This is a genomic window from Xanthomonas sp. NCPPB 4467, assembly GCF_041475665.2.
Lineage (GTDB): Bacteria > Pseudomonadota > Gammaproteobacteria > Xanthomonadales > Xanthomonadaceae > Xanthomonas > Xanthomonas dyei.
Window position 1 is genome coordinate 171,823 of the sequence record NZ_CM191260.1, and the last position, 25,144, is coordinate 196,966.

A 25,144-nucleotide genomic window follows, 5' to 3' on the forward strand; every position below is an offset into this window, starting at 1 on the left:
CCCGGCGACCGCGCCGGTGTCAGCGCTCGGGTGCCGGTGTGCTGCCCGGGGTCTTGGTCGGGGTATCGTCATCGGCCGGGATCAAGCGGCCTGGTGCATCGCCTGCACCGCGATCCTCATACTGCTCGGCATCGCGCTTGCCGTGCTGTTCGCCCGGTTGGGTGGGTTGGTCGCGTAAGGGGTCGCGGGACATGGCGCCGCTCCTGGTGTCTGGATGGGCTGCCAGTTCAGCGCGTGCGCGGTGAAGGGCACGCAAATCGCACGATATAAGCGGATTTCTCACGTCTGGATCACGGCAGCGGCGCTACTGATGTGGGCCCTCAATGCTGCACCGTGGAGCAGACCATGCGCCCCCAGCACCGCCGTCCCGACCGTCGCCTGTTCAGTGCACAGGTGGAGCCTGCAGCGCCCAAGCGGACCCATCGCAAGCGACCGCCGGTCGATGCCGTCGGCGTGGCGCAGGACTTCCAGTGCTACAGCCTGGCCGATTACCAGCGCCGCCGCCGGCGGGGCGGGCCGACCTGGCGCGATCTGTCGCCGGCCTATGCGTTCGCCCGCCTCACCCACGCTGCAGACTGGCCGCGCGGCAACGATGCGCACTGCGAGCAGGCGCTGGCGGCGCAGTGGGACAGCATGCGCGGCAACTCGCGCCTGGACTGGCCGCATGCGCGCACCATCGTCGAAGACGCGTGGCTGGCGCTGGATCATATTCCCGAGGCAGCCATCCACGGAGCGGCGCACTGATGGCACGACCGATCTGGACCGGAACCCTCTCGTTCGGCCTGCTCAACGTGCCGGTGTCGCTGATGTCCGGCGAACGCAAGGTGGACCCGCATTTTCGCATGCTCGACTCGCGCGACAAGAAGCCGATCCGCTTCGAGCGCGTCAACGCCGATACCGGCGATGAAGTGCCGTGGAAGGAAATCGTCAAGGCATTCGAGTACGACAAGGGCAGCTACGTCATTGTCGAAGAGCAGGACATCCGTTCGGCGTCGCCGGAAAGCCACGAGACGGTGGAGGTGGAAACCTTTGTCGATGCGGCCGACATCGACCCGCGCTATTTCGAAAAGCCCTACATTCTGGTGCCAGGCAAGAAGGCCGAAAAAGGCTATGTGCTGCTGCGCGAAACGCTGCGCGACACCGGCAAAGTGGGTATTGCCAAGGTGGTGATCCGCACCCGCGAATACCTGGCCGCGGTGATGCCGCAGGGCGATGCGTTGATCCTGTTGCTGCTGCGCTATCAACAGGAAGTGGTGGACCCGCAGGACTTCAAATTGCCGGCCGGTGCGGTGGGCGAGTACCGCATCACGCCCAAGGAACAGCAGATGGCCAGGCAGCTGATCGAGTCGATGTCCGGCACCTGGCAGCCGGAGGACTATCACGACGAATTCCGCGGCAAGCTCGAGAAGATCCTGCGCAAGCGCATCCAGGACAAGGGTGGCACCACGCAGGTGGATGTGGAGCCCACCCAGCATGAAGACGCCACCACCAATGTGGTGGATTTCATGTCCTTGCTGCAGAAAAGCCTGCAGGCCAATACGCGCACACCGGCCAAGAAGACCAGCAACGCTGGCTCGAATGCAGCACCGGCCAGGAAGGCCGCAACCAAGAAGGTCGCCAAGAAAGCCACCAAGAAGACGGCGAGCAAGGCGACCAAGAAAACCGCTGCAAAAACCGCACCGCGCCGCAAGGCCGGCTAGCCGATGGGCCGGCACGACCACGCCACCAAGCGCAGGCCCATGCAGGCTACCTGGCGTACGCGTGCACTGAAGTTGGATGGCGCACGCGATGCGCGGTGTCCGACCGACGTGCGTGCGCAGCTCACGCTGTTGCGCGAGCAGGCCCCAGACGGCGATGGATGGCTGCATGAAATCAAATGGGATGGGTATCGCCTGCTGGCCGATCTGGTCGATGGCCGTGTGCAACTGCGCTCGCGTAACGACCAGGCATGGACCGACCGCTTCCCGCAGGTAGTGAGCGCGCTGCAGGCGTTGCCGGTGCGCGACGCGCGGCTGGATGGCAGCGCGCGGCAACCCCTGCGCTATCTCGTGTTCGATCTGCTCGGTGTGGCCGGCGTCGATCTACGCGATACGCCGCTGCTGCAGCGCAAACAGCTGCTACGCGCATTGCTAGGCAACACACCGGGCACGTTGGCTTACAGCGACCATGTGATCGGGCACGGGCCGGAGGTGTTCGCGGCCAGTGCCGACAAGGGCTGGGAAGGCATCGTCAGCAAGCGTAGCGATGCGGCGTATCGCGGCGGCCGCGGTGCGGATTGGGTCAAGACCAAGCACGAAGACAGCGACGAGTTTGTGGTGGTGGGATACACAGATCCCAAGGGCGCGCGCAGTGGCTTCGGTGCGTTGCTGCTTGCACAACCGGACGGCAAGGCGCTGCGTTACGTGGGCCGCGTGGGCACCGGTTTCGATGACGCATTGCTGGACAAGATCACCACGCAACTGCGTGCGTTGCATAGCGACACCGCCACGTTGGAACTGCCATCGCATCTGCCTGGCCGTCCGCGCGACGTGCACTGGGTGCGGCCGGCGCTGATCGCCGAAGTGGCATTCCGTGGCTGGGCCAAGCAAGGGTTGTTGCGGCAGGCTGCGTTCAAGCGGCTACGGCAGGACAAACCGATGATCGATCTGGGTGGCGACCGCGCTGCACCCACCAAGCGCGCGACCAAGACACGCGCTGCAGCAGCGAAATCGAGCGTGGCGACGCGGGAGACCGCGAGCAAAAAAGTCTCCACGACCACGAGCAGCGTTGCGAGCACACGCACACGCGCTGGCGAGGCGGCGTCCAAGAGCAGGACATCCGTGGCATCGAGCGTCACCACCACTGCATCGGCCACGTCGAAGAAGACAGCGGCGGCGCTGTCCACCGACGGCGTCACCATCACCCATCCCGAGCGCGTGGTGTTTCCTGCGCTGGGCATCAGCAAGGGCGAGGTGGCGGACTACTACCGCGCCGTGGCGCCGCTGGTGTTGCCGGAGGTTGCGCGCCGGCCGCTGTCCTTGCTGCGCTGCCCCGATGGCGTGGGCGGCGACTGTTTCTTCCAGAAGCACCAGGGCCGGCAACTGGGCGCGCATATCGAGGCGATTGCGCTCAAGCAGAAAAGCGGCACTGAGGATTATTTGTATATCGAGGATGCGGCCGGCTTGCTCGAGCTGGTGCAGATGAACACGCTGGAGCTGCATCCGTGGGGGGCGTGCGTCGACGACCCGGAGCATCCGGACCGCCTGGTATTCGACCTGGATCCGGGCGAACAGGTCGCCTGGTCCGCCGTGGTGGCCGCCGCGCGCGACATCCGCACCAAGCTGCGCGCGGCGGGACTGGAAAGCGCAGTGCGCTTATCCGGCGGCAAGGGGCTGCATGTCGTCGTGCCGGTCGTGCCCGATGTCAGCTGGGAGCAGGCGCGCGATTTCTGCGAGGCATTCGCGCAGGCGCTGGCCACGCAGGCGCCTGCGCGTTACGTGGCCACCATGAGCAAGGCCAAGCGCCATGGCGTGATCTTTGTCGACTGGCTACGCAACGGCCGCGGCAACACCAGCGTGTGTTCGTGGTCGCTGCGCGCGCGCGACAAGGCCACCGTCGCGGTACCGCTGCACTGGGAAGAGCTCGGCAAGATCAGCGGGCCGGATGCATTTCCGATCGACAAGGCCGTGCAACGTGCCAAGCGCCAGCGTGTGGACCCGTGGGCGGAGGTGCTGGCAGTGAAGCAACGGTTGCCGACAGGCGAGGGCAAGCGCTAACGATTGATATGGCGCGCAGTCGCTACGCAGAAGCAGTGCGGCGTAGGAAGTACGCGTACTTCCCGATGTCGAAGCATCGTGCCCGCTCAAGCAAAGACTGCAGCCGCTCTAGCCGGCTGAGAGAAAAGGCGCAGAGCGATGGCAGACAACGCCGCCATTGCTTATTGCCCGGCATGCACCCAGCAAAACCAGTGCGGCCAAGCGCTTTTACCGATTCCCGATTCCCGATTCAAGGCGACACAGCGTTCTCGCGCGTCACCCGGCTCAACGCATCGCCGCTGATCTCGGCAATCGAATGCGTGCCGGTCAGCGTCATCGCCACGCGCATTTCCTTCTCGATCAAGCTCAGCAGATTTTCCACGCCGGCCTGCCCGCCGGCCGCCAGCGCGTAGACGAATGCGCGGCCCAATAACACCGCATCGGCACCGAGCGCGAGCATGCGCACCACATCCAGCCCACTGCGGATGCCCGAGTCGGCCAGGATCTTGAGCTGCCCCTTCACTGCATCGGCAATGGCCGGCAACGCGCGTGCGCTGGACAACACGCCATCGAGCTGGCGCCCGCCGTGGTTGGACACCACGATGCCGTCGGCGCCGAAGCGCACCGCATCGCGCGCATCGTCCGGGTCCAGGATGCCCTTGATCACCATCGGCCCGGTCCAGAACTCGCGGATCCATTCCAGGTCTTTCCAGGCGATCGACGGGTCGAAGTTGGCGCCGAGCCAGCCGATGTAGTCCTGCAAGCCGGTGGGGCTGCCGCGATAGGCCGAGATATTGCCCAGATCATGTGGTTTGCCGAGCAGGCCCACGTCCCACGCCCAGCGCGGATGCGTCACCGCTTGTAGCATCCGCCGCAGCGATGCATTGGGCCCGCTCATGCCCGAGTGCGCATCGCGGTAGCGCGCGCCCGGTGTGGGCATGTCCACGGTGAATACCAATGTGGTGACGCCGGCCGCCTTGGCGCGCTCCAGCGCGTTGCGCATGAAGCCGCGGTCCTTGAGCACGTACAGCTGGAACCACATCGGCCGGCTGATGGCCGGCGCCACTTCTTCGATCGGGCACACCGACACCGTGGAGAGGGTGAACGGGATCCCGCGCGCGGCCGCCGCACGTGCGGCCTGCACTTCGCCGCGCCGCGCATACATGCCGGTGAGCCCGACCGGTGCCAAAGCCACCGGCATCGCCAGGGTTTCGCCGAACAGCTCGGTGCTCAGGCTCAGGTCGGACATGTTGCGCAGCACCCGCTGGCGCAGCGCGATATCGGCCAGATCCGAGACATTGCGCCGCAGCGTGTGCTCGGCGTAGGCGCCACCATCGATGTAATGGAACAGGAACGGCGGCAAGCGCGCCTGCGCGGCGGCACGGTAATCGGAAGCGGCAGAGATGATCATCGAAGACGGACGACAGCTGCGGGGTAGCCGTTGAGTGTAAGGCGATCGGTGTGTTGCGGGGATGGGCGGCGCGTCTGTTGGTAGCAACGCGTGTCTTACAACGGCCACGCTGTTCGTCAGTGTGGCGATGGCCTTGTCGTTCGCAACGCGCCATGCGTCGCTCGGTAGATCAGGTTGTCAGCGGTCATAGGGCACAAGCGCGGCCAGGTCCGCCGCCGCGCTACGCAGCCGCCACAAAATGCCCGTGGAATCCCAGCGGAATCGCGTAAGGCAGCCATGCCTGCGCGATCGGCCCGGCATCGATGTGCTGTGTGTCCAGCACCATCAACCCGGTGCGCGCGCGCTGGGTGTCGAGCACCGTTCCCACCAGCCAGCCCTGGTCCGGGCGCGTGCTGCCCGGCTTGGCGACGAACACATGTTCTTCGGCCAGCACATGCGGGCCGTAGCGGTGCACCTGGCGGCGGTCGCGTTCCAGGTCGTAGCCGGCCACGGCGTTGAGAAACGGCGACTGGTTCGGGCCATCGATGCACGGCGCGTACAGACGTGCGCCCTGCGTGCGTGGGGTGCGGTGGTCGAACAGCGGCAGTTCCAGGTTGTCCACCGGATGCACCTGCCAGTGCGCGCGGCCACTGGCCAGATCCAGATGCAGGCTGCGTAGCTGCACCGCTGCCGGCGCGGCGTTCGGGTCGCCGTGCATGGCCGCACGCATCGGCGAGCGGGCTTCTTCCGGATCGGTGTGCACGATGGTGCGCACCACGATGCGGTCGTGCTGCGCGTAGGCATCGGCAAAGTGGTAGGCCACCGCAAAGTCGGCCTCGAACCAGCGCGGTTGGTCCAGTGCATCCTTGGGCACCACCGCAATCCGGCAGGGCGCATCCGGGGTGAAGCGCATTTGCTCGAAAAACGCGCCGTCGCCGTCCAGCCGCCGATACGGCGCCATGACCAGGATCAGATGGCGATCGGTCATCGCAAAGCTGTGCATGTAGGCGGGCGCGTCGGTCTGCAGCAGCTGCACGTTGCGCAACGTGGCATCGGCGCCCAGGTGCCAGAGCACCACGCCGGTGGAGCCCACCACGCTGATCGAACCGACATTCCAGACGCTGCCATCGTGGTCGGTCAATGGGTGCGCAGAAAACGGCATCGCAGCCAGATCTTCGCGCCAGGTGACCGGGCCGATGGTGCTTAGCGCGTCCGGGTCCAGTTCGATCGCCGAGCCGGCTTCCCATAGCGCGAACAGGCGGCCGTTGAGCATCGTCACCGAGATGTTGGCGGTGTTGACGTCGTCGTTGTTGCGCGCCGGCTGCATGTTCGGCACGGAGGTGCCGGCCGCGCGATACAGAAAGCGCCCGGCCTGCTGCTCCTGGGTGAACTTGTGGGTGGCCACCATGCGCCCGCGGTGCTGCACCTGGCCGCCGCCCAGCCGCCAGCGGTGCACCATGCCGTCGCCGTCGAACCAGTGTTCGTAGCGGAACCCGGCGCGCTCGGTCCAGGCCGGGCCATTGCGATACAGGCTGCCTGCCAATCCCTCGGGCAATGCGCCCTGCAGCGTTGCGGTGGCCGGCCCCAGGGTGGGGCTGGTGACGCTACGCCAGCCCAACAGCCACGGCGTGCGCTGCAACTGCGCCTGGAACGCGGCCGCTTCTGCGGCGTGTGCGGGCAGGCTGCGCAAGGCAAAGCCGCCCAGCGCAGCGCTGCCGGTGGCGGCCAGTAACGATTGCAGGAAGCGGCGGCGGTGCATGCATGGCTCCTTTCGCGCGTGGGCCTCAGCGCATCTGCACGCTGAGGCGTTTGCCGCTGGCCGGCAGGTCGAAGACGATCTCGTCGAAGCCGGGTTTACGCATGCCGGTGGGGTTGTTGCTGAAGCCGTAGCCTTCCACCGGCATGCCGATCAGGTTGGTGTCCAGCTTGCCGTTGGCGTTTTCGTCGTGATTGACCATCACCGCGTAGCGCCCGGGCGCCAGATTCTTGAACTGGATATGCGGTGCGCTGCTGGTGATCGGCACCGTCTGCGCCTGCACCGGGGGTTGGGCGTTGTCCAGTTGCGCGGCGGTGGCGATCACCGCAATCCGTAACTGGCCCTGTTGCGAGCGCAGGCCGCTGATGCCCACGTCCAGATCGGCGGCGTTGACGGCAGCGCTGCCAAGCAGGCTGACCAAGGCGACAACGGCGTAAGTGCGGGCAAGCATGCAACTCTCCTGGCAACGATGGGGGATGCGGCGCGCGCAGCCCGATGGTACGCAGCGCGCCAACCCGGCAGCGGTGGCGGCCGTCGCAGATCGGCCGATGCGCAGCGACACCAGACAGTGCGGCACTGCTCCCGCGTGCATGTGGCGCAGGCCGAACCGGTGTGCGAGCGCGCGAAGCCCTGCAGCGTTGCAGGCGCTGCTGCCAACTCACCACACCAGCGGCAGCAAGCGGCGGCTCTGCGCGGCATAGGCCGGGTAGGCAACCGGGAAGGCGCGTTGCAGTGCGGCTTCTTCGATCCGGATGCGATGCAGGAACGCCAGCGTCACCGGCACCACGATCGCCGCCACCGACAACGCATTGCCCATGCCCAGCGCCAGCCCGTAGAAGGCCATCAGCGCGCCGGTATAAGACGGATGACGCAGCAAACGATACGGCCCGCTGCGCACCAGTTGGTGGTCCGGCTGGATGGTCACATCCACCGTGAACCAGCGTGCCAGCACCTGGATGGCCCACACCCGCAACGCCAACCCGCCGCCGATCAAGGCGCAGCCGGCCCACTGCAGCGGCGCGTGCCAGCTCTGCGGCCAGTGCGCCAGCCCGCTGTAGGCCAGCGCCACCGCAATGGCCACCGCCGCATACAGCACCCGCCACAACTGCTGCAGCGTGCCCTGATCGTGCGCGCCGCCATCGCTGGCGCGGCGACGGCGGCTGAGCAGCACTTCATAGCCGCCCCAGATCAGATTGAGTGCGAGAAACAGACTGGAAGCAGACATGGCGTGACTCCGTGGCGATGGGGTGGGTTGGTGATGCCAGTGTGCGCAGGCGCTGCGCCCGGCACAGGGGCCGCAGGTCATCGATCCCACCTGCCGGAAGTCACTTTCTGCAGGCGCACCATTGCCGAGCGGCCACGCGGCGGTCAGCATCGCCGCATGACATCCCTCCTGCGCGACATCACCAAACCGCTGAACCTGGCCGGCATGCTCACCATCGCGGCGGTCATGCTGTCGTTCGGTCCGGAACTCTCACCGTCTGCGCGATGGCGCTGGGCCACCTTGATGGGTTTCACCCTGGTGTTCCTGTTGCGCTACCTGCTGCCGCCACGGCCGCTGCCGCAGCAGGGCGCCCTGTTGCTGCAGGCACTGCTGGCGGTGGCCTTGGTCTGGCTGGAGCCGCGCACCGGGACCTCGCCGGTGTTGCTGGTGCTGGTGGTCGCGCAGGCGGCGATGCGCTGGCAACCGCCGCAGGTGCTGGCGCTGATGCTGGTGATCAATGCGGCCATGTATGCGATTTTCGTGCAGGCGCATCTCCCGCGCCCACTGCTGATGGTGACCATCTACACCAGCTTCCAGGCCTTTGCCGCGCTGACCGCCAACTACGCGCGCAGCGCCGAGCGCGCGCGCGATGCGCTGGCCTACGTCAACGCCGACCTGCTGGCCACACGCGCGCTGCTGGCCGACAGCGCACGCGACGCCGAACGCCTGCGCCTGGCGCGCGAGCTGCACGATGTGGCCGGGCACAAACTCACCGCCATGCGCATCAATCTGCGCCTGCTCAGCGCCGACCCCGCGTTGGCGCAGCGCGACGACATTGCGGTGCTGGAGCAGCTGTCTGCCGAACTGCTGGCCGACATCCGCAACGTGGTGCAGTCCATGCGCGACGACCGCGGCCTGGACCTGCAGACCGCGTTGCGCGCGCTGGCCGCCCCGTTCCCGCGCCCGGCGCTGCGCCTGCGCATCGACCCGGACGTGCGCATCACCGATGCTCGCGTGGCGGAGTTATTGCTGCGGCTGGTGCAGGAGGCGCTGACCAACGCCGTGCGGCATGCCGATGCCGATGAAGTCGCGGTGCATCTGCACTGCGAGAACGCGCAGCTGCGCGTGGACATTCAAGACGACGGCCGCCGCGCCGAGCGCATCCGCGAAGGCAACGGCATCACCGGCATGCGCGAACGCCTGGCGGTCCTGCACGGCCACCTCGATCTAGGCCTCACCGCCACGGGCGGCATGCATCTGACTGCGAGAGTTCCGCTATGAGTGCACTTCGAATCGCCCTGGCCGACGACCAGATCCTGGTCCGCGCCGGCTTGCGCGCCTTGCTGCAGCAGCAAGGCGTGGAGGTGGTCTGCGAGGCCGACGACGGCCAGGCATTGCTGGATGCGCTGAGTGTCACCGCGGTGGATGTGGTGCTCAGCGATATCCGCATGCCCGGCGTCGACGGCATCCAGGCGCTGGAGCAACTGCGCGCCCGCGGCGACCGCACCCCCGTGCTGCTGCTGACCACCTTCGACGACAGCGACCTGTTGCTGCGCGCCACCGAAGTCGGCGCGCAGGGCTTCCTGCTCAAGGACGCCGCCCCGGAAGACCTGCGCGATGCCATCGCCCGCGTCGCCGCCGGCGAAACCCTGCTGCAACCGGTCAGCACCGACCCGGTGCGCGCGCGTTACCGGTTCCGCGACCAACAGGCGCCGAGCGAGACCTTCAGCGAACGCGAGGTGGCGATCCTGCGCCTGCTGGCCGGCGGCTATTCCAACAAGGAAATCGCCCGCACCCTGTTCCTGGCCGAAGGCACGGTCAAGAACTACGTCTCCACCATCCTGGAAAAGCTCGGCACCCGCGACCGCACCCGCGCGGTGCTGAAGGCGATCACCTTGCGGGTGATCTGAGGGCGGGGGTTGGGGCAAGTGCCAGGCGAAACCGCAGGCGTGGTGGGAGCACGAGGCTTCGCCCGTACCCTCATCCGCCCCTGCGGGGCACCTTCTCCCGACGGGAGAAGGAAGAGCTCCCTCCCGATGGGAGAAGGGAGAGCTCCATGGCGACCGGGAAGCCTGTCGTCTGCCTCCGGTTGACCAAGGCTGATCAGCATGTCGATGGGGAAATCTTCTGCTGTCGAGGAGAGAATCTTCTTCTGTCGAGCAGATAAGGGGGGAGCCTAAAGCCCCTCTCCTGCGGGAGAGGGGTTGGGGTGAGGGTATGGGGCGAAGCCACCCGTGGAATTTGACGACACGGAGCTTCGCATCAACCTCGCCCATCCCTGCGGAGCAGCTTCACGCAAAGGGAGAAGTAACAGCCCGCAGCCAGTCCGCATGGCTCGGCGCCAGCGACCAGTCGCTCCAGGGTTGCCCCCGGCTTGACCTAACAGCGTGACCAAAAAGCCCCTTTTCCCTCAGCTCACGGGGTCCGGGTGAAGGGACGCAGAGACATCAAGCGAGCTGGAGGGTCAACCAGCCCTCACTCCATACACCCGCGCTATCTAACTGTTTGAAAAGGGGTTTTAAAAGTCCGTCAGCCCCCAACAGCAACCGTAAGGTTGCCGTCAGGTCTGGCGAGCGGCCACGCACCAAGGTGATCCGGCGGCCACTGGCGCCGCCCGGAAACGCGCCGCGCTCCGGTCTGCTGCGGAGTCCGTCATGCGCCATACCCGATCCCTTGCCGTGCTCTTCGTTCTATTCGTCATGGTGGGCTGGTCGGGTCCAACGCAGGCCGAACTTCCCGCACCCTGGGCCCAGGCCGCGTTGCTGACCAAGCCGTCGGCGGTCGACCCTGTTCTGCGCATGGTCTTCGGTCCTGGCGAGCTGGACAGGCAGCGCGCCGCAGCCCGCGTCTGCGACAAAGATGCCTGCAATCCGCTCGGCCCCGACGCGTCCCCGGCCTGGTTATGACCAACGCAGGGAGCGAGCAACCACCGGCAGGCAAACAGCGGTCTGTCTGGGTTGCCGGGAACCAGCGGGCCCATACCGTCTTTTCCAAAGACGCCGATCGGCACGACAGTGCGCTCCCGGTGCCGACCGCATTTCTGACCGACTGGCACCTCGGCATCCAACGCCGCCGGTGTGACTGATTCGCAGCGACACTTGCCAGCAGTGAGCGCATCACGGCTCAGTGCCCTGACGGTCGCACGCATTGCGCTGCCCTTCCCGCTCGACCGTTCAACCTAGCTGAGCGGCACATCGCCTGGCAGCGAACCGCCAGACCGCGCGCAGCAGCAGATGGGGAGCGACTAAAAATGACTGTGCGACTCCCAGACGCGCGCGGCCGGTACTCAGAATCGGGCACGTACCACGCTCTCGAATGCCGGTCCCTGTGCGCCGTCCACACCCGCCTGGCAGCCGCTTGCTAGGTCTTGTTAGCCGTTTTCATCGACGGGCGGACGTTCCTGCGGGTTGATCTTTGGATCGTTGCCGACCTGGGGATCGCAACTGAACCAGACTTTATTTCCTTTCTTGTCCTTGCGGGTTGGGTCTTCAACGATGAGGGTCAGAAAGATCAGTGTAGGGACGCTATTGGCGTTGATGACCTCGACGCTGCGGCCGCCAGCGGCAATCACGGGTTCACTGATCTGTTTGAACGCGTCGGTCGTCAGCAGACTCTTGATCTTGAAATGCTTCGGAACAACGGTTTCATCGAAGTGATACGTCAACGTGGATATGCCGTCGTCCTTGTCGACAATCAGCAGATCCGGAGCAAAACTGTAGAAGTATTCGCCAGCGCCCGTATTCCCGCCGAATCCCACCCGTGCAACCGTGAGCTTGATGCTGAAGTCCGTCATGACTTGTCCTGTTCCTTGAGAGGCGGGGCATAGAAGGAGACAAACCCCGGGTGGCGGTAGCCCGCCTGGTACAGCCATCCGAGCTGTTGCGTAACAGCAGTGCGCTGGCCCAGATGCACTTGGGCGCGAATCCAGGGGTCGAGCAGGTTCTTGTCGCGGCTGTTGCCGATGTCCTTGCCAAACAGCGTCACCGCGCGCTGCCATGCCGCACGGGCGCCATTGTCATCGCCCGCTGCTGCGCGTTGTTCGCCCTGCCAGACCAGTGCAAGTGCCAACGTCGAGATGGCTGACAGATCGTCGGGTTTGGCGCGATGCAGTGCATCCACGCGCGCCACGATCTGATCCAGGCTGCCCGCATGCGCGGCCTGGATGTGGTGCAAGCGCAGCGCGATGATGGCATCCAGCAATTCCCAGTCGGGCAGCGGCTGCGCCTGTTGCAACAGGCTGGCCATGGTGTGATGCGCCTGACCCAATTGCTGCCTGGCCTGCGCAGACTGCCCGTCCAATGCGGCGATCCAGCCGGCCTGGGTATAGGCATGCCCCAGATCGCTGCGCCAGGTCTGATTGTCCGGCTGCAAGGCCACCAGCGGCTGCAGGATGCGTACGCTGTCCTGCGCGTCGCGCTGCGCCTGGGTCAGATGACCCTGCACCAACGCCAGATTGGAGACGCGGATCAACGACACCGCCAGGCGACGCTGCCAGGCCTGCGCCTGCGGGTCGCTGTCCACCAGCACGCGCAGCATTGCGATCTGTTCGCGATATCCCTGCTCTGCAGGCGCCAGCAAGCCCTGGTTTTCCTGCGCCAGGCTCAGCCCGGACAAGCTGTCGATCAATTCATAACGCAGCGATGCGTTGCCCGGGGTGCGCATCACCAGTTCACGTTTGAGCGCGATGTCGCGCGCGAAAAACCCGATCGCCGTTGCGACATCGCCCTGCGCGTTGGCGAGCATGCCGAGATTGTTGAGCGCGTACGACAGCTCCAGCTGCCAGTGAGGATCGGCCGGCACGCGGCGCACCAGCCACTCGCTCGCGGCCAGATATTGCGACCAATGGGTATGCGCCAGCGCGAACTGCTTCTTGCGATAGGCCATATTCCCCAGCCAATACGCCGCCTGGCCGGTTTCCGCATGTGCATCCAGCATGTCGGGTGCGCGCAGGCGTGCCTGCTCGGCGGTGGCGGCCGCACGCGTAAACGCCGCCTGCGCTTCGTCCAGCTTGCCCTGATTCATCAGCACTTCGCCGGTGGTGCGCAGGGCGCGGGCGTGGTTGATCAGATCGCCCGGTTGCATGCTGGCGTTGGGCAGATCTTCCAGATAGCGCAGCGAGCGGCTGCCCACGCTGTCGAGCAGCTTGAGATTGCCCACCGTGCGCAACTGCTCGGCCAGATCGCCCAGCATGTAGCTCACCAGTTGCTGGGCCTGATCGCGGCGCTCTTCTGCCACTTGCTGGGCCTGGCGCGCCTGCCAACCGAGCAGCAGCGATGCGCTGGCCAGCACCACCAACAAGGTGGCGGCTGTCGCATACAGGCCGCGGCGGCGTTGCTGCGAGCGCTCGCAGGCATGCAGGAACGCCACATCCACCGCATCCAGATCCTGTGGCATGCGCCGTGCGGCTTCGCGCGCTTCGCTCAACGGGCGCCCGCTGTTGAGCAGGTGATCGGTGCGCCGGCCCTCGCTTGCCCAGCGCTGTGCGGCCAGTTGCAGGCGCTTGCGTGCCTGCAGCAGTCGGCGGTTTTCGTGGATCCACTCGGCCGCGCGTGGCCATTGCCGCAGCAAGGCTTCGTGGGCTACCGCGAACCCCGGCTCGCCGGCCACAAGTTCGCTGACGAACAGTCGCGCATGCACGAAGGCATCGACCAGCGCATGCGCCGCACCGTCGGCCGGCAATGCCGACCAGGGTGCACGGCGTGCGGTCACCGCAGCGCTGTCGGGGTGGATGACGCTCAGCTGTGTCAGCACCTCGCCCAGTGCTGCCTGCGCGGCGGCCGGCAACGCACGAAAGGTCGCTTCGGCGTGATGCGCCAATGCGCCTTCCAGTCCACCCAAGGCGCGGTAGGCCGCAAACGTCAGCAAGCCATCCTCGCTGCGCTGCGCGTGCAGCGCATGCAACAAATGCTGCAACAACGGCAACGCATCGGGCTGGCGCGCGGTGGCGTCGCGCAGCACATCGTCCAGGCGGCTGACGCTGTCGTGCTCTTCTTCGAAGCGCAGCCCGGCCATCGCTGCCGGCACGCGAATGATCTGGCCGATCTCGCCATCGCGCGGCGGCAGCAGATCCACATGCCCGTCGCCGCGTTTGAGGTCGACGATGTCCGGCAAGGCATCGATCAGCCGCGGATAAAAGTCGCTACGGGTCAGCAGTAACACTGCCACATGCGCGCTGTTGCACAGCGCTTGCAATACAGCGGCCAGCGCATTGCGGTCGGCATCGGTGATGCCGGGTGCGGCCACCATGGCTTCGGCATGGTCGATCACCAGCAGCAGATGCCGTTGGGTCTGCGCGCTATCGCGTACCGGGGCGCTGTACCGGAGCGCTTCGCCGATTGCGGCATGCAGCGGGGCAGGGTGTTGCAGCCACTCGGCAAGCCGTGCCAGTTGCGCGGGCGAGAACACCGCACGCTCGGCGATTGACCACGCGCCGAGTGCGCGCGCGAGCGTGTCGTGCACATCGCCGCCGCGGCATTGCGCCAGGTTGCAGTACGTCACCGCCACCGCTTCCAGCCCATCCAGCCCGCCGGCGTGCGACAGCAACGGCACCACGCCGGCCCGCAACAACGAGGTCTTGCCGCAGCCGCTGGCCCCGCTTACCAGCACCAGCCCGCGCTGGCTGTGCAGCTGCGCGCGCAACGCCGCAACGACTTGTGCAATTGCGTGGCTGCGGCCGAAAAACACTTCTGCATGCGTCGGGTCGAACGCCTGCAGGCCCACGTACGGGCTGCCCTGCGCCCACGACCCGGTGCCGATCACCGCGCCGCGATACTCCTGCGGAAACACCACCTTGGGCAGTAACCGATAGCCGCGTTTGCGGATGGTTTCGATAAAGCGCGGCTGGCGGCTGTCGTCGCCCAGCTTGCGGCGCAGCTGCGCGATGGTCTTGTGTACCGGGTTATCGCCGTAAAAGCTGCCATGCCACACCTCGATCAGCAGCTGCTCGGCGCTGATCACTTCGCCGGCGCGTTCGGCCAGTGCGATCAGCACTTCCATCATGCGCGGTTCCAGCGTGATGGTCTGGCCGTCGCCGATCAGCGTCAGCCGCTCCGGTTCGACCAGCAGCGGGCCCAGGCGGAACCGCGGAACGGAGCTCAGCTGCGTGACGCGCTCGCTACGAAGAGACATCGTTCGGATACCGGTCGTACAATTGGAAGGGGCCTGGACAATCGCCAACAGACACGGCACGGCAGCCCCTGAAAATAGCACAGCTGTTGCGGCAGCAATGGCCCGATGTCGCGCTTCCCACACGGCTGCGCGTGCGCGCAAGGCGGCGTGTTGGAGCGTGGCGCGATGGTAGGAAGTGGGGCGATGCGCGTGCCGGCCGGTTGCCGCGCGCGGGGTGCGCTGACTTCCATACAGCAGCGTGTGTTGCGCATCAGGCTGTTTCGCATGCGGTGCACCGATTAAGATGCCGCCAGCATCTTGCTGACCAGGAGTCCACGTTGATCATCCATCCCAAAGTGCGCGGCTTCATCTGCACCACCACGCATCCGCTTGGCTGCGAGCGCAATGTGCTCGAGCAGATCGCCGCAACGCGCACGCGCGGCGTGCGCAACGACGGCCCGAAGAAAGTCTTGGTGATCGGCGCGTCCAGCGGCTACGGCCTGGCCTCGCGCATCACTGCCGCGTTCGGGTTTGGCGCGGACACGCTGGGCGTGTTCTTCGAAAAACCCGGCACCGCCACCAAGGCCGGCACCGCCGGCTGGTACAACTCCGCGGCTTTCGACAAACACGCCAAGGCTGCGGGCCTGTACAGCAAGTCGATCAATGGCGATGCGTTTTCGGATGCGGCACGCGAAAAAGTGATCGAACTGATCAAGACCGAGATGGGCGGCAGCGTCGATCTGGTGGTGTATTCGCTGGCCTCGCCGGTGCGCAAGCTGCCGGGCAGCGGCGAAGTGAAGCGCTCGGCGCTCAAGCCGATCGGCAACACCTACACCGCCACGGCCATCGACACCAACAAAGACGCCATCATCCAGGCCTCGATCGAGCCGGCGACCGAGCAGGAAATCGACGACACCATCACCGTGATGGGCGGGCAGGATTGGGAGCTGTGGATCGACGCGCTGGAAGGCGCCGGCGTGCTCGCCGATGGCGCACGCAGCGTGGCGTTCAGCTATATCGGCACCGAAATCACCTGGCCGATCTACTGGCACGGCGCGCTCGGCAAGGCCAAGGTCGACCTGGACCACACCGCGCAACGCTTGAACGCGCGCCTGGCCGCCCGCGGCGGCAGCGCCAATGTGGCGGTGCTCAAGTCGGTGGTGACCCAGGCCAGCGCGGCGATTCCGGTGATGCCGCTGTACATCTCCATGGTCTACAAGATCATGAAGGACAAGGGCTTGCACGAAGGCACCATCGACCAGCTGGACCGCCTGTTCCGCGAACGCCTGTACCGCGAAGACGGCCAGCCGGCCGAGCTGGATGACGAAAACCGCCTGCGCCTGGACGACTGGGAACTGCGCGACGACGTGCAGGACGCCTGCAAGGCGTTGTGGCCGCAGGTCACCACCGAGAACCTGTTCGCGCTCACCGACTACGCCGGCTACAAGCACGAGTTCCTCAAGCTGTTCGGCTTCGAGCGCGACGACGTGGATTACGACGCCGATGTGGCGACGGACGTGAGCTTCGATTGCATCGAGCTGGGGTGAATCGGGAATCGGGAATCGGGAATGGGGATTCGCAAGAGCGGTAGCTGCGCGCTTGGAATTCCCGGTCCGTTGCCTTTGAAAACGGCCTGCAGGTCATGCCGGCCGTTTTACGCGAGGCCGGCCGTGGTGGTGTTGCGCGGCCCTGCGGCGGGATGTGCTATCGCCGCGCATTGATGCGGCGCGCTGCTGCGGTGTTGCAGCGCGGCTCCCGGCGACTGATTCGACGCGCTCGGTGACGCCTTCATTGCCAACCCGGTGGATGGCGCAACGTCGAGCCACCGTCTCCTCATCCGCCCTTCGGGCAGCGTGTTCCAGCTTCTCCCGAGCCAGCAGGGAAAGAATCAGTCCGCGTGTTGCTCATCGCTTCCAGAGACACGCAGCATTGCTTCAGTGATACCGCCACCACTTCCGAACGATCACTCCCTAATCCCGGCACCCAATGGACAAACTCATCGCCCATCTCGTCCTGGCGTTTGTCGTCAGTGTCGTCTGCGCTGTGCTGTTGCGCTTTAGTCGGTTGCACAGCGCGCTGAAAGCCGTCATCAATCTTCTAATCACCACAGTCGCGGTGTGCGTCGTAGTGATGCAGGACGGCTCCGCGCCTCCCTGGCAGAACGCACTGCCGATCGCGGCGTTTTTTAGCGTTCCGGCATCGGTGTGTGTGGTGGTGGTGAGCGCCGCCATGGCATGGCTCGCGAACAAGCGCCGCGCACGCGCTAGGCGTGTGGCACCGATCTGAAGTGGAGCGGGGAACAGATGCAGCGGCCGGCCTCATGGCCGCCCAGCAGTTTCGTTAGTCGCTCCTGGTCGGTTCGCACCGCGGCGCGCTTCATGCGCTGCAGCGTTTCAACCGATGAGGCGACCAGCTTCAGCTCTTACGATTCCCCATTCCCCATTCCCCATTCCCCATTCCCCACTCCCGATTCACCGCTTCACATCGAACCGCGCATCGCCCACACAGGCCTGCACATCGGCCACCGAGAGCGGATTGAAATCGCCTGGAATCGAGTGCTTCAAACAACCGGCAGCCAGGCCGAAGCGCACCGTGTCGTCCAACGACCAGCCTGCGATCAGGCCGTGCAGCACGCCGGCGGCAAACGCATCGCCACCGCCGATGCGGTCGATGATGGGGGTGAGTTCTTCGCTGGGCGCGCGCGCCACCGCGCCCTCGCGCGGCACCAGCATCGCGCCCAGGCTGTGGTGGTCCACGTGATGCGCGACGCGCTGCGTGCAGGCCATCAACTGCAGCTGCGGGAATGCGGCAAACGCCTGCTGCGCGGCTGCTTCCACGCGCGCTTCCAGCGTGTCCTGCGGGAACTCGCCACCGAGCACCACACCGATATCGCGGTAGTCGGCAAACACCACATCGGCGCAGTCGAACAGCTGATGCAGGATGCCGCGCGCATCGCCCTGCCAGCGCTGCCACAACTTGGGCCGGTAGTTGCCGTCGAACGACACCTTGACGCCGGCCGCCCGCGCGGCGCGCGCTGCCGCCAGTGTGGCCTGCGCCACCTCGGCGCCCAGCGCCGGGCTCACCCCGGACAGATGCAGCCATTGCGCACCCTCAAGCAGGGCCGGCCAGTCGTAGGCATCGGCGGACGCCAGCGCAAACGCCGAATCGGCGCGGTCGTAGACCACTTCGCTGGGGCGATGGATCGCGCCGGTGGTCAAAAAGTACAGGCCCATGCGGCCGTCCACCCGCCGCACATGGCGGGTATCGACCTCGTGCCGGCGCAGCTCGCCGAGTACCGCGGCGCCCAGCGGGTTGTCGGCCACGGTGCTGACCATGGCCACGTCGTGGCCGAAATGCGCCAGCGACACGCCGACGTTGGCTTCTGCACCACCGCAATGCACGTCCAGTCGCGGCTGCTGCAACAGCAGCTCATGACCAGGCGCCCCCAGACGCAGCAACAACTCTCCAAAACACAGGATGCGGGCTCGACTCATGCGGCAGTACCTCGGCTGTGTGGTGCGTCACGGGGCGGGGGACCGGTGGCGCGTTACGATGACCATCGGTGTCATTCTAGCCTTCCCGCAAGAGCGCCGACGAGCCCCACTATGCGACACGGCGTGACGGCTTGTGCCCCATTTAGGCGAATTCACTGCCCATTTCTGCTGCGCTGCAAGATGTTGAACGACGATTCAGCTGGTAACGTCGTTTTGACCAGCGGTGTCATTGCCGCTCACACCCCCGCATTTCACATTGTTCATGGACCCTTGGGAGGGGAGGACATGCAATTTCGGACCACCAACCGGAAGACACCGGTTACCTTGCTGGCGTTATCGATCGGCCTGGCGCTGAGCGGCCACCTGGCAGCACAAGAAACCACCCAAGCGCCTGCAGAACCGGCCGTGGACCTGGACACCGTCACGGTGACCGGCTATCGCGCCTCGGTGGAAAAAGCCCTGGACATCAAGCGCGGCGAAGCCGGCGTGGTCGATGCGATTGTCGCTGAAGACATCGGCAAGTTCCCCGACCTCAACCTGGCCGAGTCGCTGCAGCGCATCCCCGGCGTGGTGATCACCCGTGAGGCCGGCGAAGGCCGCGCCATTTCGGTGCGTGGTCTGGGCCCGGAGTTCACCCGCGTGCGCATCAACGGCATGGAAGCGCTCACCACCGTGGGCGCCGGCGACCAGAGCGGTGGCACCAACCGCGGCCGCGGCTTCGACTTCAACGTGTTCGCCTCGGATCTGTTCTCGCAGCTGATCGCGCGCAAGACCGCCTCGGCCGACGTGGAAGAAGGCTCGTTGGGCGCCACCGTCGACCTGCGCACCGCGCGTCCGTTCGACTACAACGGCTTCACCTTCGCTGCCAGCACCCAGGCCGCTTACAACGCGATGGCCGAAAAGGCCAACCCGCGGGTGGCCGGCTTGATCGCCAATACCTGGGCCGACAACACCTTCGGCGCCTTGCTGTCGGTGGCCTACACCGAGCGCGAAGTGCTGGAAGAAGGTTCCAACACCGGCCGCTGGGCCAATGGCCCCAGCAACGGCGGTTTCAGCGCCACCTCGCCGTTCGCCGCCGCGCGCTCGGCCGATGTCTACCACCCGCGTTTCCCGCGCTACACCCAGCAGATCCACGACCAGCAGCGCCTGGGCATCACCGGCTCGCTGCAGTGGAAGCCGTCCGACCGCACCACGCTGTCGCTGGACATGCTGTATTCCAAGATCGACGCCAAGCGCGACGAGCACTACATCGAAGCGATCTCCTTCAGCCGCAACCGCGACGGGCTCACCCCGCGTCGTGCAGTGCGCGACGGCAAGCCGGCCACCATCGTGCGCAACGGCGAGATCCGCAACAACGCGCTGGTCTACGGCGAATTCGACAACGTCGACATCCGTACCGAAAACCGCCACGACGAGTGGAACACCGAGTTCAAGCAGATCAGCTTCGACATGGAGCATCGTTTCAACGATGCCTTCAGCGTCAATGCCCGGGTCGGTACCTCGCGCTCTGCGCACGAGAACCCGATCCAGACCACCATCATCATGGACAAGTACGACGTCGACGGGTACAGCTACGACTACCGCGGCAACAACCGCGCGCCGGTGCTGAACTACGGGATCGACCCGACCAATCCCAATGGCTGGGAGCTGGCCGAAATCCGTTTGCGCCCGCAGTCGGTGGATAACGACTTCGACACCGGGCAGATCGACTTCAACTGGAACATCAGCCCCGGCTTCCGTCTCAAGGGCGGCGTGCTGGCCAAGAACTACACCTTCAGCACCGTCGAACTGCGCCGCGCCAACGAGCTGTCCGTGCCCACCTTCGCCAACGGCACCACCATCGTGCCGGCAGACCTGACCGAACAGGCCGGGCTCAAGGGCATCAACGGCAGCCCCAATGCCTGGGTCGTGCCCAACCTGGATGCGGTGGCCGATCAGTTCGGCATCTACAGCAACAGCGGCACCTTTGCAGTGGCCCCGCGCGTCAACAACAGCCGCAGCGTCGAAGAAAAGGACCGCGGCGTGTGGTTGATGGGCGAGTTCTCCACCGACCTGGGGTCCATCCCGCTGTCAGGTAACTTCGGCGTGCGTTACGTGCGTACCGAGCAGGAGTCCACCGGCTATGCGTTGATCAACAACGCACCGGCGCTGACCACCGTGGGCCGCAAATACAACAACACGCTGCCCTCGTTCAACCTGGTTGCCGAGCTGATGCCCGACCTGCTGCTGCGCCTGGGTGCGGCCAAGGTCATGAGCCGTCCCGGCCTGGGCAGCCTCACCCCCGGCGTCACCGTGGCGGTGGCCGGCGGCTCGCGCACCGTGGCCGGCGGCAACCCGGATCTGGACCCGATCGAAGCCACCAACGTCGACCTCGGCCTGGAGTGGTACTTCAACGAAGGCGCCATGGTCGGTGTCGGCCTGTTCTACAAGGACATCGAAAGCTTCATCCAGACCGCGCGCGAAGTGCGCCCGTACTCCAGCAGCGGCCTGCCGGCCGAATTGCTGGCCGGCACCGGCGCCACCGTCAACGACGACTTCGCCTTCAGCATCCCGCTCAATACCCCGGGCGGCGAATTGAAGGGCGTGGAAGCCAACTACACCCAGCCCTTCACCTTCCTGCCGGGCAAGTGGGCCAACCTGGGCGTGCAGCTCAACTACACCTGGGTCGATTCGCAGATCCAGTACCTGGCCAGCAGCGGCGCGCCGGTGATGAAGAACGATCTGCTCGGGCTGTCGCGCTCGTCGTGGAATGCCACCTTGTTCTACGAAGGCGAATCCTTCGCAGGGCGCGTGTCGGCCACCAACCGCGACGACTACCTGACCCAGGCACCGGGTTCGGAAGCCGGCTTCAACGTCGATGGCGTGCACGGCATGACCGGCACCACCATGATCGACGCCTCGCTGCGCTACAAGATCAGCAAGCAGCTGGAGTTGAGCCTGGAAGGCATCAATCTCACCAACGAAGCCTCCGACGAGTGGGTGTCCTCGCCGCGCACCGGCCAGTTGCCGCTGCAATACGGTGAAACCGGTCGCCAGTTCCTGCTCGGCGCCCGCTACAAGTTCTAAAAGCGTGTCCGCCCGCTGCGCACACGCGCAGCGGGCCTGATTCCAACGCCTGATCGCGATGACGTCCTGCGCCCGGTTTTTCGGGCGCGCATGCAACGCGGTGGGCGGGATGTTTCGTGCGACGCCGATGGCCTTGGGGGGCTGAGCGCGTCTTTGCAGCCAGTGCCAGGGAGAGAGCCGCATCATGCAAGCCCGTTCGTGTCGTCCTGCCCACGCGGCAGGCGCCCGCCTGTCCGTCGCGCGTCTGTCGGTGGCCATTGTGCTGGCCTTGCACGGTGTCGGCGCTGCCGCGCAAACCGTCGGTTCGCCCACCACGCCCACCGATCCGGTGGATCTGGACCGGGTGCAGGTCAAGGCCACCTACCGCGAAAGCCTGCAGCAATCGCTGGACGCCAAGCGTTACAGCGTGGAGCAGGTGGATGCGATCTATGCCGAAGATATCGGCAAGTTTCCCGATCTGAATCTGGCCGAATCGATGCAGCGCATCGCCGGTGTCTCCATCGACCGCGAAGGCGGCGAGGGCAAGCAGATCTCCGTGCGCGGCCTGGGCTCGGATTTCACCCGCGTGCGCATCAACGGGCTGGAAGCGCTGGCCACCGCCGGCAGCGGCAGCGATGGCGTCAACCGTAGCCGTGGTTTCGACTTCAATACCTTTGCCTCCGAGTTGTTCAGCCGCGTCACCATCAGCAAGACCCAGTCGGCGCAGATGGACGAAGGCTCATTGGGTGCCACCGTCGATTTGCGTGGCTCGCGCCCGTTCGACTTCGACGGCTTCGAAGCCGCCGCGTCCACGCAATACGGCTACAACGATCTCTCGCGCGAAAAAGACCCGCGCTTCTCCGGCCTGATCAGCAACATCTGGGCCGATGGTCGCGTCGGCGCGTTGATGTCGGTGTCCTACAGCGAGCGCCATCTGCGCGAAGAAGGCTACAACCCGGTGCGCTGGGAGCACGGCAACTACCGCAACTCCAACCAGAGCACCGCCACCAACAACGGCACCTACGGGTTCTGCTCGCCAGTGGGCTACAACCCGCAAACCCCGCGCAACCCGTTGTCGAATGAAACGCGCGCCGGCGTGGGTTCGCAGGCCAACCAGGACCGCAACAACGGCTGGGGCAGTTACGGCATCAGCGCCACCACCTGCGGCACCGGCATCCCGCGCCCGGCCAACACGCCGGAAAACATCCAGGCTTACGAAACGGCCACCGATGCGTGGATTCCGCGTTACCCGCGCTATATCCGCACCGATCACGAGATCAAGCGGCTCGGTGTTACTGGCGCACTGCAATTCAAATTCAGCGACGACACGCTGCTCAATGTCGACCTGCTGTACTCCAAGTTGGACAAGGACCAGCGCGAAGATTCGGTTGGCGCCAACCTGCACCGCACTGCCAACTTCGGCGGCAAGACCCAGATTGCGGTGCGCGAAGCGCAGGTGGACGAGCAGAACCGCCTCACCTACGGCGTGTTCGACAACGTCGATTTCCGCACCGAATCCAGCACCATCGAAGAATCCACCGAGTTCAAGCAGTTCAACCTGGACCTGGCGCACCGCTTCAACGACCAGGTGCGCCTCAACGCATTGGTGGGCCACTCGACCTCCGATTACGAGCGCCCGGTGTTTTCGCTGGTCAGCTTCGACAACACCAACCTCGACGGCTTCGTGCTCGACCGGCGTAACGGCGGCGACTACCCCAGCATGACGTTCCCGTTCGATGCGGGCAATACCAACAACTGGCAATGGCTGGGCTACGGCGCGGTGCCGGTCAACAGCAACGGCACCGCGCGCGGCACCAACATCAGCGAAGTGCGGCTCAACCCGCAGTCGGTCAGCAACACCTTCGATACCGCCAAGCTGGATCTGGAATTCAACATCAATTCCACCTTCACCTTTCGCACCGGGCTGGCCTACAAGAACTACGACATGGACACGTCGGAGTCGCGGCACATCTCCTACGGCCGCCTGGCGCAGGCCTTGCCCGCAGGTGTGGGTGTCAACGAGCTGAGCACCAATCTGGATGGCTTCGGCCGCAGCTTGAACGGCAATTTTCCCACCACCTGGGTCATTCCGGATTTCCAGAAAGTCGCCGACCTGCTCAACATCAATTGCAACTGCGATACCGGCGTGCCCGGTGGCGATTACCGCCTGGCCGATGTCGGCCATTTCGGCTCGTCCAACAACAATTTCGCGGTCAACGAAAAGAGCCTGGGCACGTATCTGCAGCTGGATTTCAATACCGACCTGTGGGGTCGCGCGCTGCGCGGCAACCTGGGCGTGCGCTACGTGCAGACGCAGATCGCCGCCAGCGGCTATGCACCGTGCACGGCCACCGCATCCGGTGCCATCTCGCCCAACTGCGAGTCGTTCTTCGGCGTGGCCAGCGCCACCGCCAACCCCGGCGAGCGCCTGCTGGTGCCCACCACCGTCAATCACAACTACCGCGATGTGTTGCCGTCGTTGAACCTGTCATGGGACGTCAGCGATGAGGTCGTGCTGCGCTTCGGTGCGGCCAAGACCATGGCACGCCCCACGCTGGCCTACCTGTCGCCCAGCGTCAGCGGCGGCCCCACCCAGTTCTTCGATGACGGGCGCTTTTTCTCGATCAATCTGGGCAATCCCAAGCTCGACCCGTTCCGCTCCACCAACTACGACCTCAGCGCCGAATGGTATTTCCGCGAAGGCTCGCTGCTGTCGGCGGCGGTGTTCTACAAGGACATCCAGAGTTACGTGCAGCGCACCCGCGTGCTCACCACCTGGGAAGCGATGGGCTACTCGCTGGATCTGCTGCCCGCAGGCTTCACCCCGGACACCATCTTCAATGTGCAGAGCTACTTCAACACGCCCGGCGGCCCGCTCAAGGGCTTCGAGCTGACGTATCAGCAGGCCTTCGATTTCCTGCCCGGCTTCTGGCGCAACTTCGGCGTGCAGCTCAACTACACCCAGGTCGATTCCACGATCAATTACCTGTTCAGCACCGCCGGCAACAGCAATACCAGCATCACCACCACCACCACCGAGCGCGACCTGCTCAATCTCTCGCCACACTCCTACAACGCCACTGTCTATTACGACGACGGCCGCTTCAGTGCGCGCGTGTCCACCAGTTATCGCGATGGCTACATCAACAACATCCTCGCCCAGGAGGACGTCTACGACCTGGACGGCAAGCGTCTGGTCACCGCCGATGTCACCGGCAAATACAGCGTTGAAAACGTCGATTTCAACATGTCCTACAAGCTCAACGATCACCTATCGCTGACCTTCGAGGCGATCAACCTGCTCGACACCCCCGACCGTCGCTACGTCGATTCCACGCTGGAACTGCCGGACAAATACACCGTCACCGGACGCCAGTACTACGTCGGCGCGCGCTACAAGTTCTAACAGGAGCA

General features: G+C 65.4%; 18 protein-coding genes and 1 other RNA gene. 11 read left to right on the forward strand and 8 right to left on the reverse strand.

The genetic code is table 11. From position 1 onward, the window contains the following. Positions 1-19 precede the first annotated feature (19 nt). Positions 20-193, reverse strand: coding sequence for a hypothetical protein (locus ACCQ06_RS00690; protein WP_316689867.1), 174 nt, complete (start codon positions 191-193; stop codon positions 20-22). A gap of 152 nt (positions 194-345) precedes the next feature. On the opposite strand from ACCQ06_RS00690, the gene ACCQ06_RS00695 reads away from it, so the two are divergent. Genes ACCQ06_RS00695 through ligD form a run of 3 tightly spaced genes read left to right on the forward strand, consistent with a single transcriptional unit; the run spans position 346 to position 3,755 of the window. After that, a complete protein-coding gene (locus ACCQ06_RS00695) occupies positions 346-744 on the forward strand; it encodes a hypothetical protein (protein ID WP_316689868.1) in 399 nt (132 codons plus the stop codon). Next, a complete protein-coding gene (gene ku / locus ACCQ06_RS00700; RefSeq protein ID WP_316689869.1) occupies positions 744-1,700 on the forward strand; it encodes a non-homologous end joining protein Ku in 957 nt (318 codons plus the stop codon). The genes ACCQ06_RS00695 and ku overlap by 1 nt, the downstream gene beginning before the upstream one ends. 39 nt (positions 1,701-1,739) lie before the next feature. Beyond that, positions 1,740-3,755: a DNA ligase D gene (ligD, locus tag ACCQ06_RS00705; protein WP_349810206.1), complete on the forward strand. Its 2,016-nt coding sequence runs from the start codon at positions 1,740-1,742 to the stop codon at positions 3,753-3,755. A 229-nt stretch (positions 3,756-3,984) separates the two neighbouring features. Here ligD and lldD read toward each other — a convergent pair whose 3' ends face one another. The 4 genes from lldD to ACCQ06_RS00725 all read right to left on the reverse strand — a co-directional run bounded on the left by lldD (position 3,985) and on the right by ACCQ06_RS00725 (position 8,105). Beyond that, positions 3,985-5,145 (reverse strand): FMN-dependent L-lactate dehydrogenase LldD, encoded by a 1,161-nt coding sequence (gene lldD / locus ACCQ06_RS00710; protein WP_316689871.1) that lies wholly within the window; start codon positions 5,143-5,145, stop codon positions 3,985-3,987. A gap of 220 nt (positions 5,146-5,365) precedes the next feature. Beyond that, positions 5,366-6,883, reverse strand: coding sequence for a carotenoid oxygenase family protein (locus ACCQ06_RS00715; RefSeq protein ID WP_316689872.1), 1,518 nt, complete (start codon positions 6,881-6,883; stop codon positions 5,366-5,368). A 25-nt stretch (positions 6,884-6,908) separates the two neighbouring features. Beyond that, a complete protein-coding gene (locus ACCQ06_RS00720; protein WP_228324556.1) occupies positions 6,909-7,331 on the reverse strand; it encodes a DUF2141 domain-containing protein in 423 nt (140 codons plus the stop codon). Between the two features lie 207 nt (positions 7,332-7,538). Next, entirely contained in the window at positions 7,539-8,105 is a 567-nt protein-coding gene (locus ACCQ06_RS00725; protein WP_104616037.1) for a methyltransferase family protein, read from the reverse strand. Positions 8,106-8,138: 33 nt separating this feature from the next. On the opposite strand from ACCQ06_RS00725, the gene ACCQ06_RS00730 reads away from it, so the two are divergent. From ACCQ06_RS00730 to ACCQ06_RS00745, 4 genes are all read left to right on the forward strand, one after another. Continuing rightward, positions 8,139-9,365 (forward strand): sensor histidine kinase, encoded by a 1,227-nt coding sequence (locus ACCQ06_RS00730; RefSeq protein ID WP_316692467.1) that lies wholly within the window; start codon positions 8,139-8,141, stop codon positions 9,363-9,365. Next, complete coding sequence (locus ACCQ06_RS00735) at positions 9,362-9,994, forward strand: response regulator transcription factor (RefSeq protein ID WP_316689873.1); 633 nt, start codon at positions 9,362-9,364, stop codon at positions 9,992-9,994. The genes ACCQ06_RS00730 and ACCQ06_RS00735 overlap by 4 nt, the downstream gene beginning before the upstream one ends. 744 nt (positions 9,995-10,738) lie before the next feature. Then, entirely contained in the window at positions 10,739-10,990 is a 252-nt protein-coding gene (locus ACCQ06_RS00740; RefSeq protein WP_228324559.1) for a hypothetical protein, read from the forward strand. Between the two features lie 399 nt (positions 10,991-11,389). Next, a non-coding RNA gene (locus ACCQ06_RS00745) (sX9 sRNA) lies at positions 11,390-11,460 on the forward strand. Here the strand turns inward: ACCQ06_RS00745 and ACCQ06_RS00750 are convergent. Together ACCQ06_RS00750 and ACCQ06_RS00755 are read right to left on the reverse strand one after the other, a co-directional pair. Continuing rightward, positions 11,455-11,877 carry a hypothetical protein gene (locus tag ACCQ06_RS00750; RefSeq protein ID WP_104616034.1) on the reverse strand — a complete coding sequence of 141 codons (423 nt, stop codon included), beginning with the start codon at positions 11,875-11,877 and terminating at the stop codon, positions 11,455-11,457. The genes ACCQ06_RS00745 and ACCQ06_RS00750 overlap by 6 nt on opposite strands. After that, complete coding sequence (locus ACCQ06_RS00755; protein ID WP_316689874.1) at positions 11,874-15,212, reverse strand: nSTAND1 domain-containing NTPase; 3,339 nt, start codon at positions 15,210-15,212, stop codon at positions 11,874-11,876. Before ACCQ06_RS00755 ends, ACCQ06_RS00750 begins: the two co-directional genes overlap by 4 nt. A gap of 317 nt (positions 15,213-15,529) precedes the next feature. Between ACCQ06_RS00755 and fabV the strand changes: the two genes are divergently transcribed. Further along, a complete protein-coding gene (gene fabV / locus ACCQ06_RS00760; protein ID WP_316689875.1) occupies positions 15,530-16,738 on the forward strand; it encodes an enoyl-ACP reductase FabV in 1,209 nt (402 codons plus the stop codon). 439 nt (positions 16,739-17,177) lie between these two features. After that, positions 17,178-17,477 (forward strand): hypothetical protein, encoded by a 300-nt coding sequence (locus tag ACCQ06_RS00765; protein ID WP_316689876.1) that lies wholly within the window; start codon positions 17,178-17,180, stop codon positions 17,475-17,477. 185 nt (positions 17,478-17,662) lie between these two features. Here the strand turns inward: ACCQ06_RS00765 and ACCQ06_RS00770 are convergent, their stop codons facing one another. Continuing rightward, on the reverse strand, positions 17,663-18,685 hold the full coding sequence (locus ACCQ06_RS00770) for a PfkB family carbohydrate kinase (protein WP_316689877.1): 1,023 nt from the start codon (positions 18,683-18,685) through the stop codon (positions 17,663-17,665). Between the two features lie 285 nt (positions 18,686-18,970). Here ACCQ06_RS00770 and ACCQ06_RS00775 point away from each other — a divergent pair, with 285 nt between their 5' ends. Together ACCQ06_RS00775 and ACCQ06_RS00780 are read left to right on the forward strand one after the other, a co-directional pair. Beyond that, positions 18,971-21,751 carry a TonB-dependent receptor gene (locus ACCQ06_RS00775; RefSeq protein ID WP_228324564.1) on the forward strand — a complete coding sequence of 927 codons (2,781 nt, stop codon included), beginning with the start codon at positions 18,971-18,973 and terminating at the stop codon, positions 21,749-21,751. 184 nt (positions 21,752-21,935) lie between these two features. Next, positions 21,936-25,136, forward strand: coding sequence for a TonB-dependent receptor (locus tag ACCQ06_RS00780; protein ID WP_316689878.1), 3,201 nt, complete (start codon positions 21,936-21,938; stop codon positions 25,134-25,136). The last annotated feature ends 8 nt before the right edge of the window (positions 25,137-25,144 follow it).

Excerpts from the sequence above, each read along its gene's own strand:
- ACCQ06_RS00690 (WP_316689867.1), bottom strand. The coding sequence starts at position 193 with ATGTCCCGCGACCCCTTACGCGACCAACCCACCCAACCGGGCGAACAG.
- ACCQ06_RS00770 (WP_316689877.1), bottom strand. The coding sequence starts at position 18,685 with ATGAGTCGAGCCCGCATCCTGTGTTTTGGAGAGTTGTTGCTGCGTCTG.
- ACCQ06_RS00755 (WP_316689874.1), bottom strand. The coding sequence starts at position 15,212 with ATGTCTCTTCGTAGCGAGCGCGTCACGCAGCTGAGCTCCGTTCCGCGG.
- lldD (WP_316689871.1), bottom strand. The coding sequence starts at position 5,145 with ATGATCATCTCTGCCGCTTCCGATTACCGTGCCGCCGCGCAGGCGCGC.
- ACCQ06_RS00720 (WP_228324556.1), bottom strand. The coding sequence starts at position 7,331 with ATGCTTGCCCGCACTTACGCCGTTGTCGCCTTGGTCAGCCTGCTTGGC.
- ACCQ06_RS00750 (WP_104616034.1), bottom strand. The coding sequence starts at position 11,877 with ATGACGGACTTCAGCATCAAGCTCACGGTTGCACGGGTGGGATTCGGC.
- ACCQ06_RS00780 (WP_316689878.1), top strand. The coding sequence starts at position 21,936 with ATGCAAGCCCGTTCGTGTCGTCCTGCCCACGCGGCAGGCGCCCGCCTG.
- ACCQ06_RS00775 (WP_228324564.1), top strand. The coding sequence starts at position 18,971 with ATGCAATTTCGGACCACCAACCGGAAGACACCGGTTACCTTGCTGGCG.
- ACCQ06_RS00715 (WP_316689872.1), bottom strand. The coding sequence starts at position 6,883 with ATGCACCGCCGCCGCTTCCTGCAATCGTTACTGGCCGCCACCGGCAGC.
- ACCQ06_RS00740 (WP_228324559.1), top strand. The coding sequence starts at position 10,739 with ATGCGCCATACCCGATCCCTTGCCGTGCTCTTCGTTCTATTCGTCATG.
- ACCQ06_RS00765 (WP_316689876.1), top strand. The coding sequence starts at position 17,178 with ATGGACAAACTCATCGCCCATCTCGTCCTGGCGTTTGTCGTCAGTGTC.
- ACCQ06_RS00730 (WP_316692467.1), top strand. The coding sequence starts at position 8,139 with ATGCCAGTGTGCGCAGGCGCTGCGCCCGGCACAGGGGCCGCAGGTCAT.
- ku (WP_316689869.1), top strand. The coding sequence starts at position 744 with ATGGCACGACCGATCTGGACCGGAACCCTCTCGTTCGGCCTGCTCAAC.
- ACCQ06_RS00735 (WP_316689873.1), top strand. The coding sequence starts at position 9,362 with ATGAGTGCACTTCGAATCGCCCTGGCCGACGACCAGATCCTGGTCCGC.
- ACCQ06_RS00695 (WP_316689868.1), top strand. The coding sequence starts at position 346 with ATGCGCCCCCAGCACCGCCGTCCCGACCGTCGCCTGTTCAGTGCACAG.
- ligD (WP_349810206.1), top strand. The coding sequence starts at position 1,740 with ATGCAGGCTACCTGGCGTACGCGTGCACTGAAGTTGGATGGCGCACGC.
- ACCQ06_RS00725 (WP_104616037.1), bottom strand. The coding sequence starts at position 8,105 with ATGTCTGCTTCCAGTCTGTTTCTCGCACTCAATCTGATCTGGGGCGGC.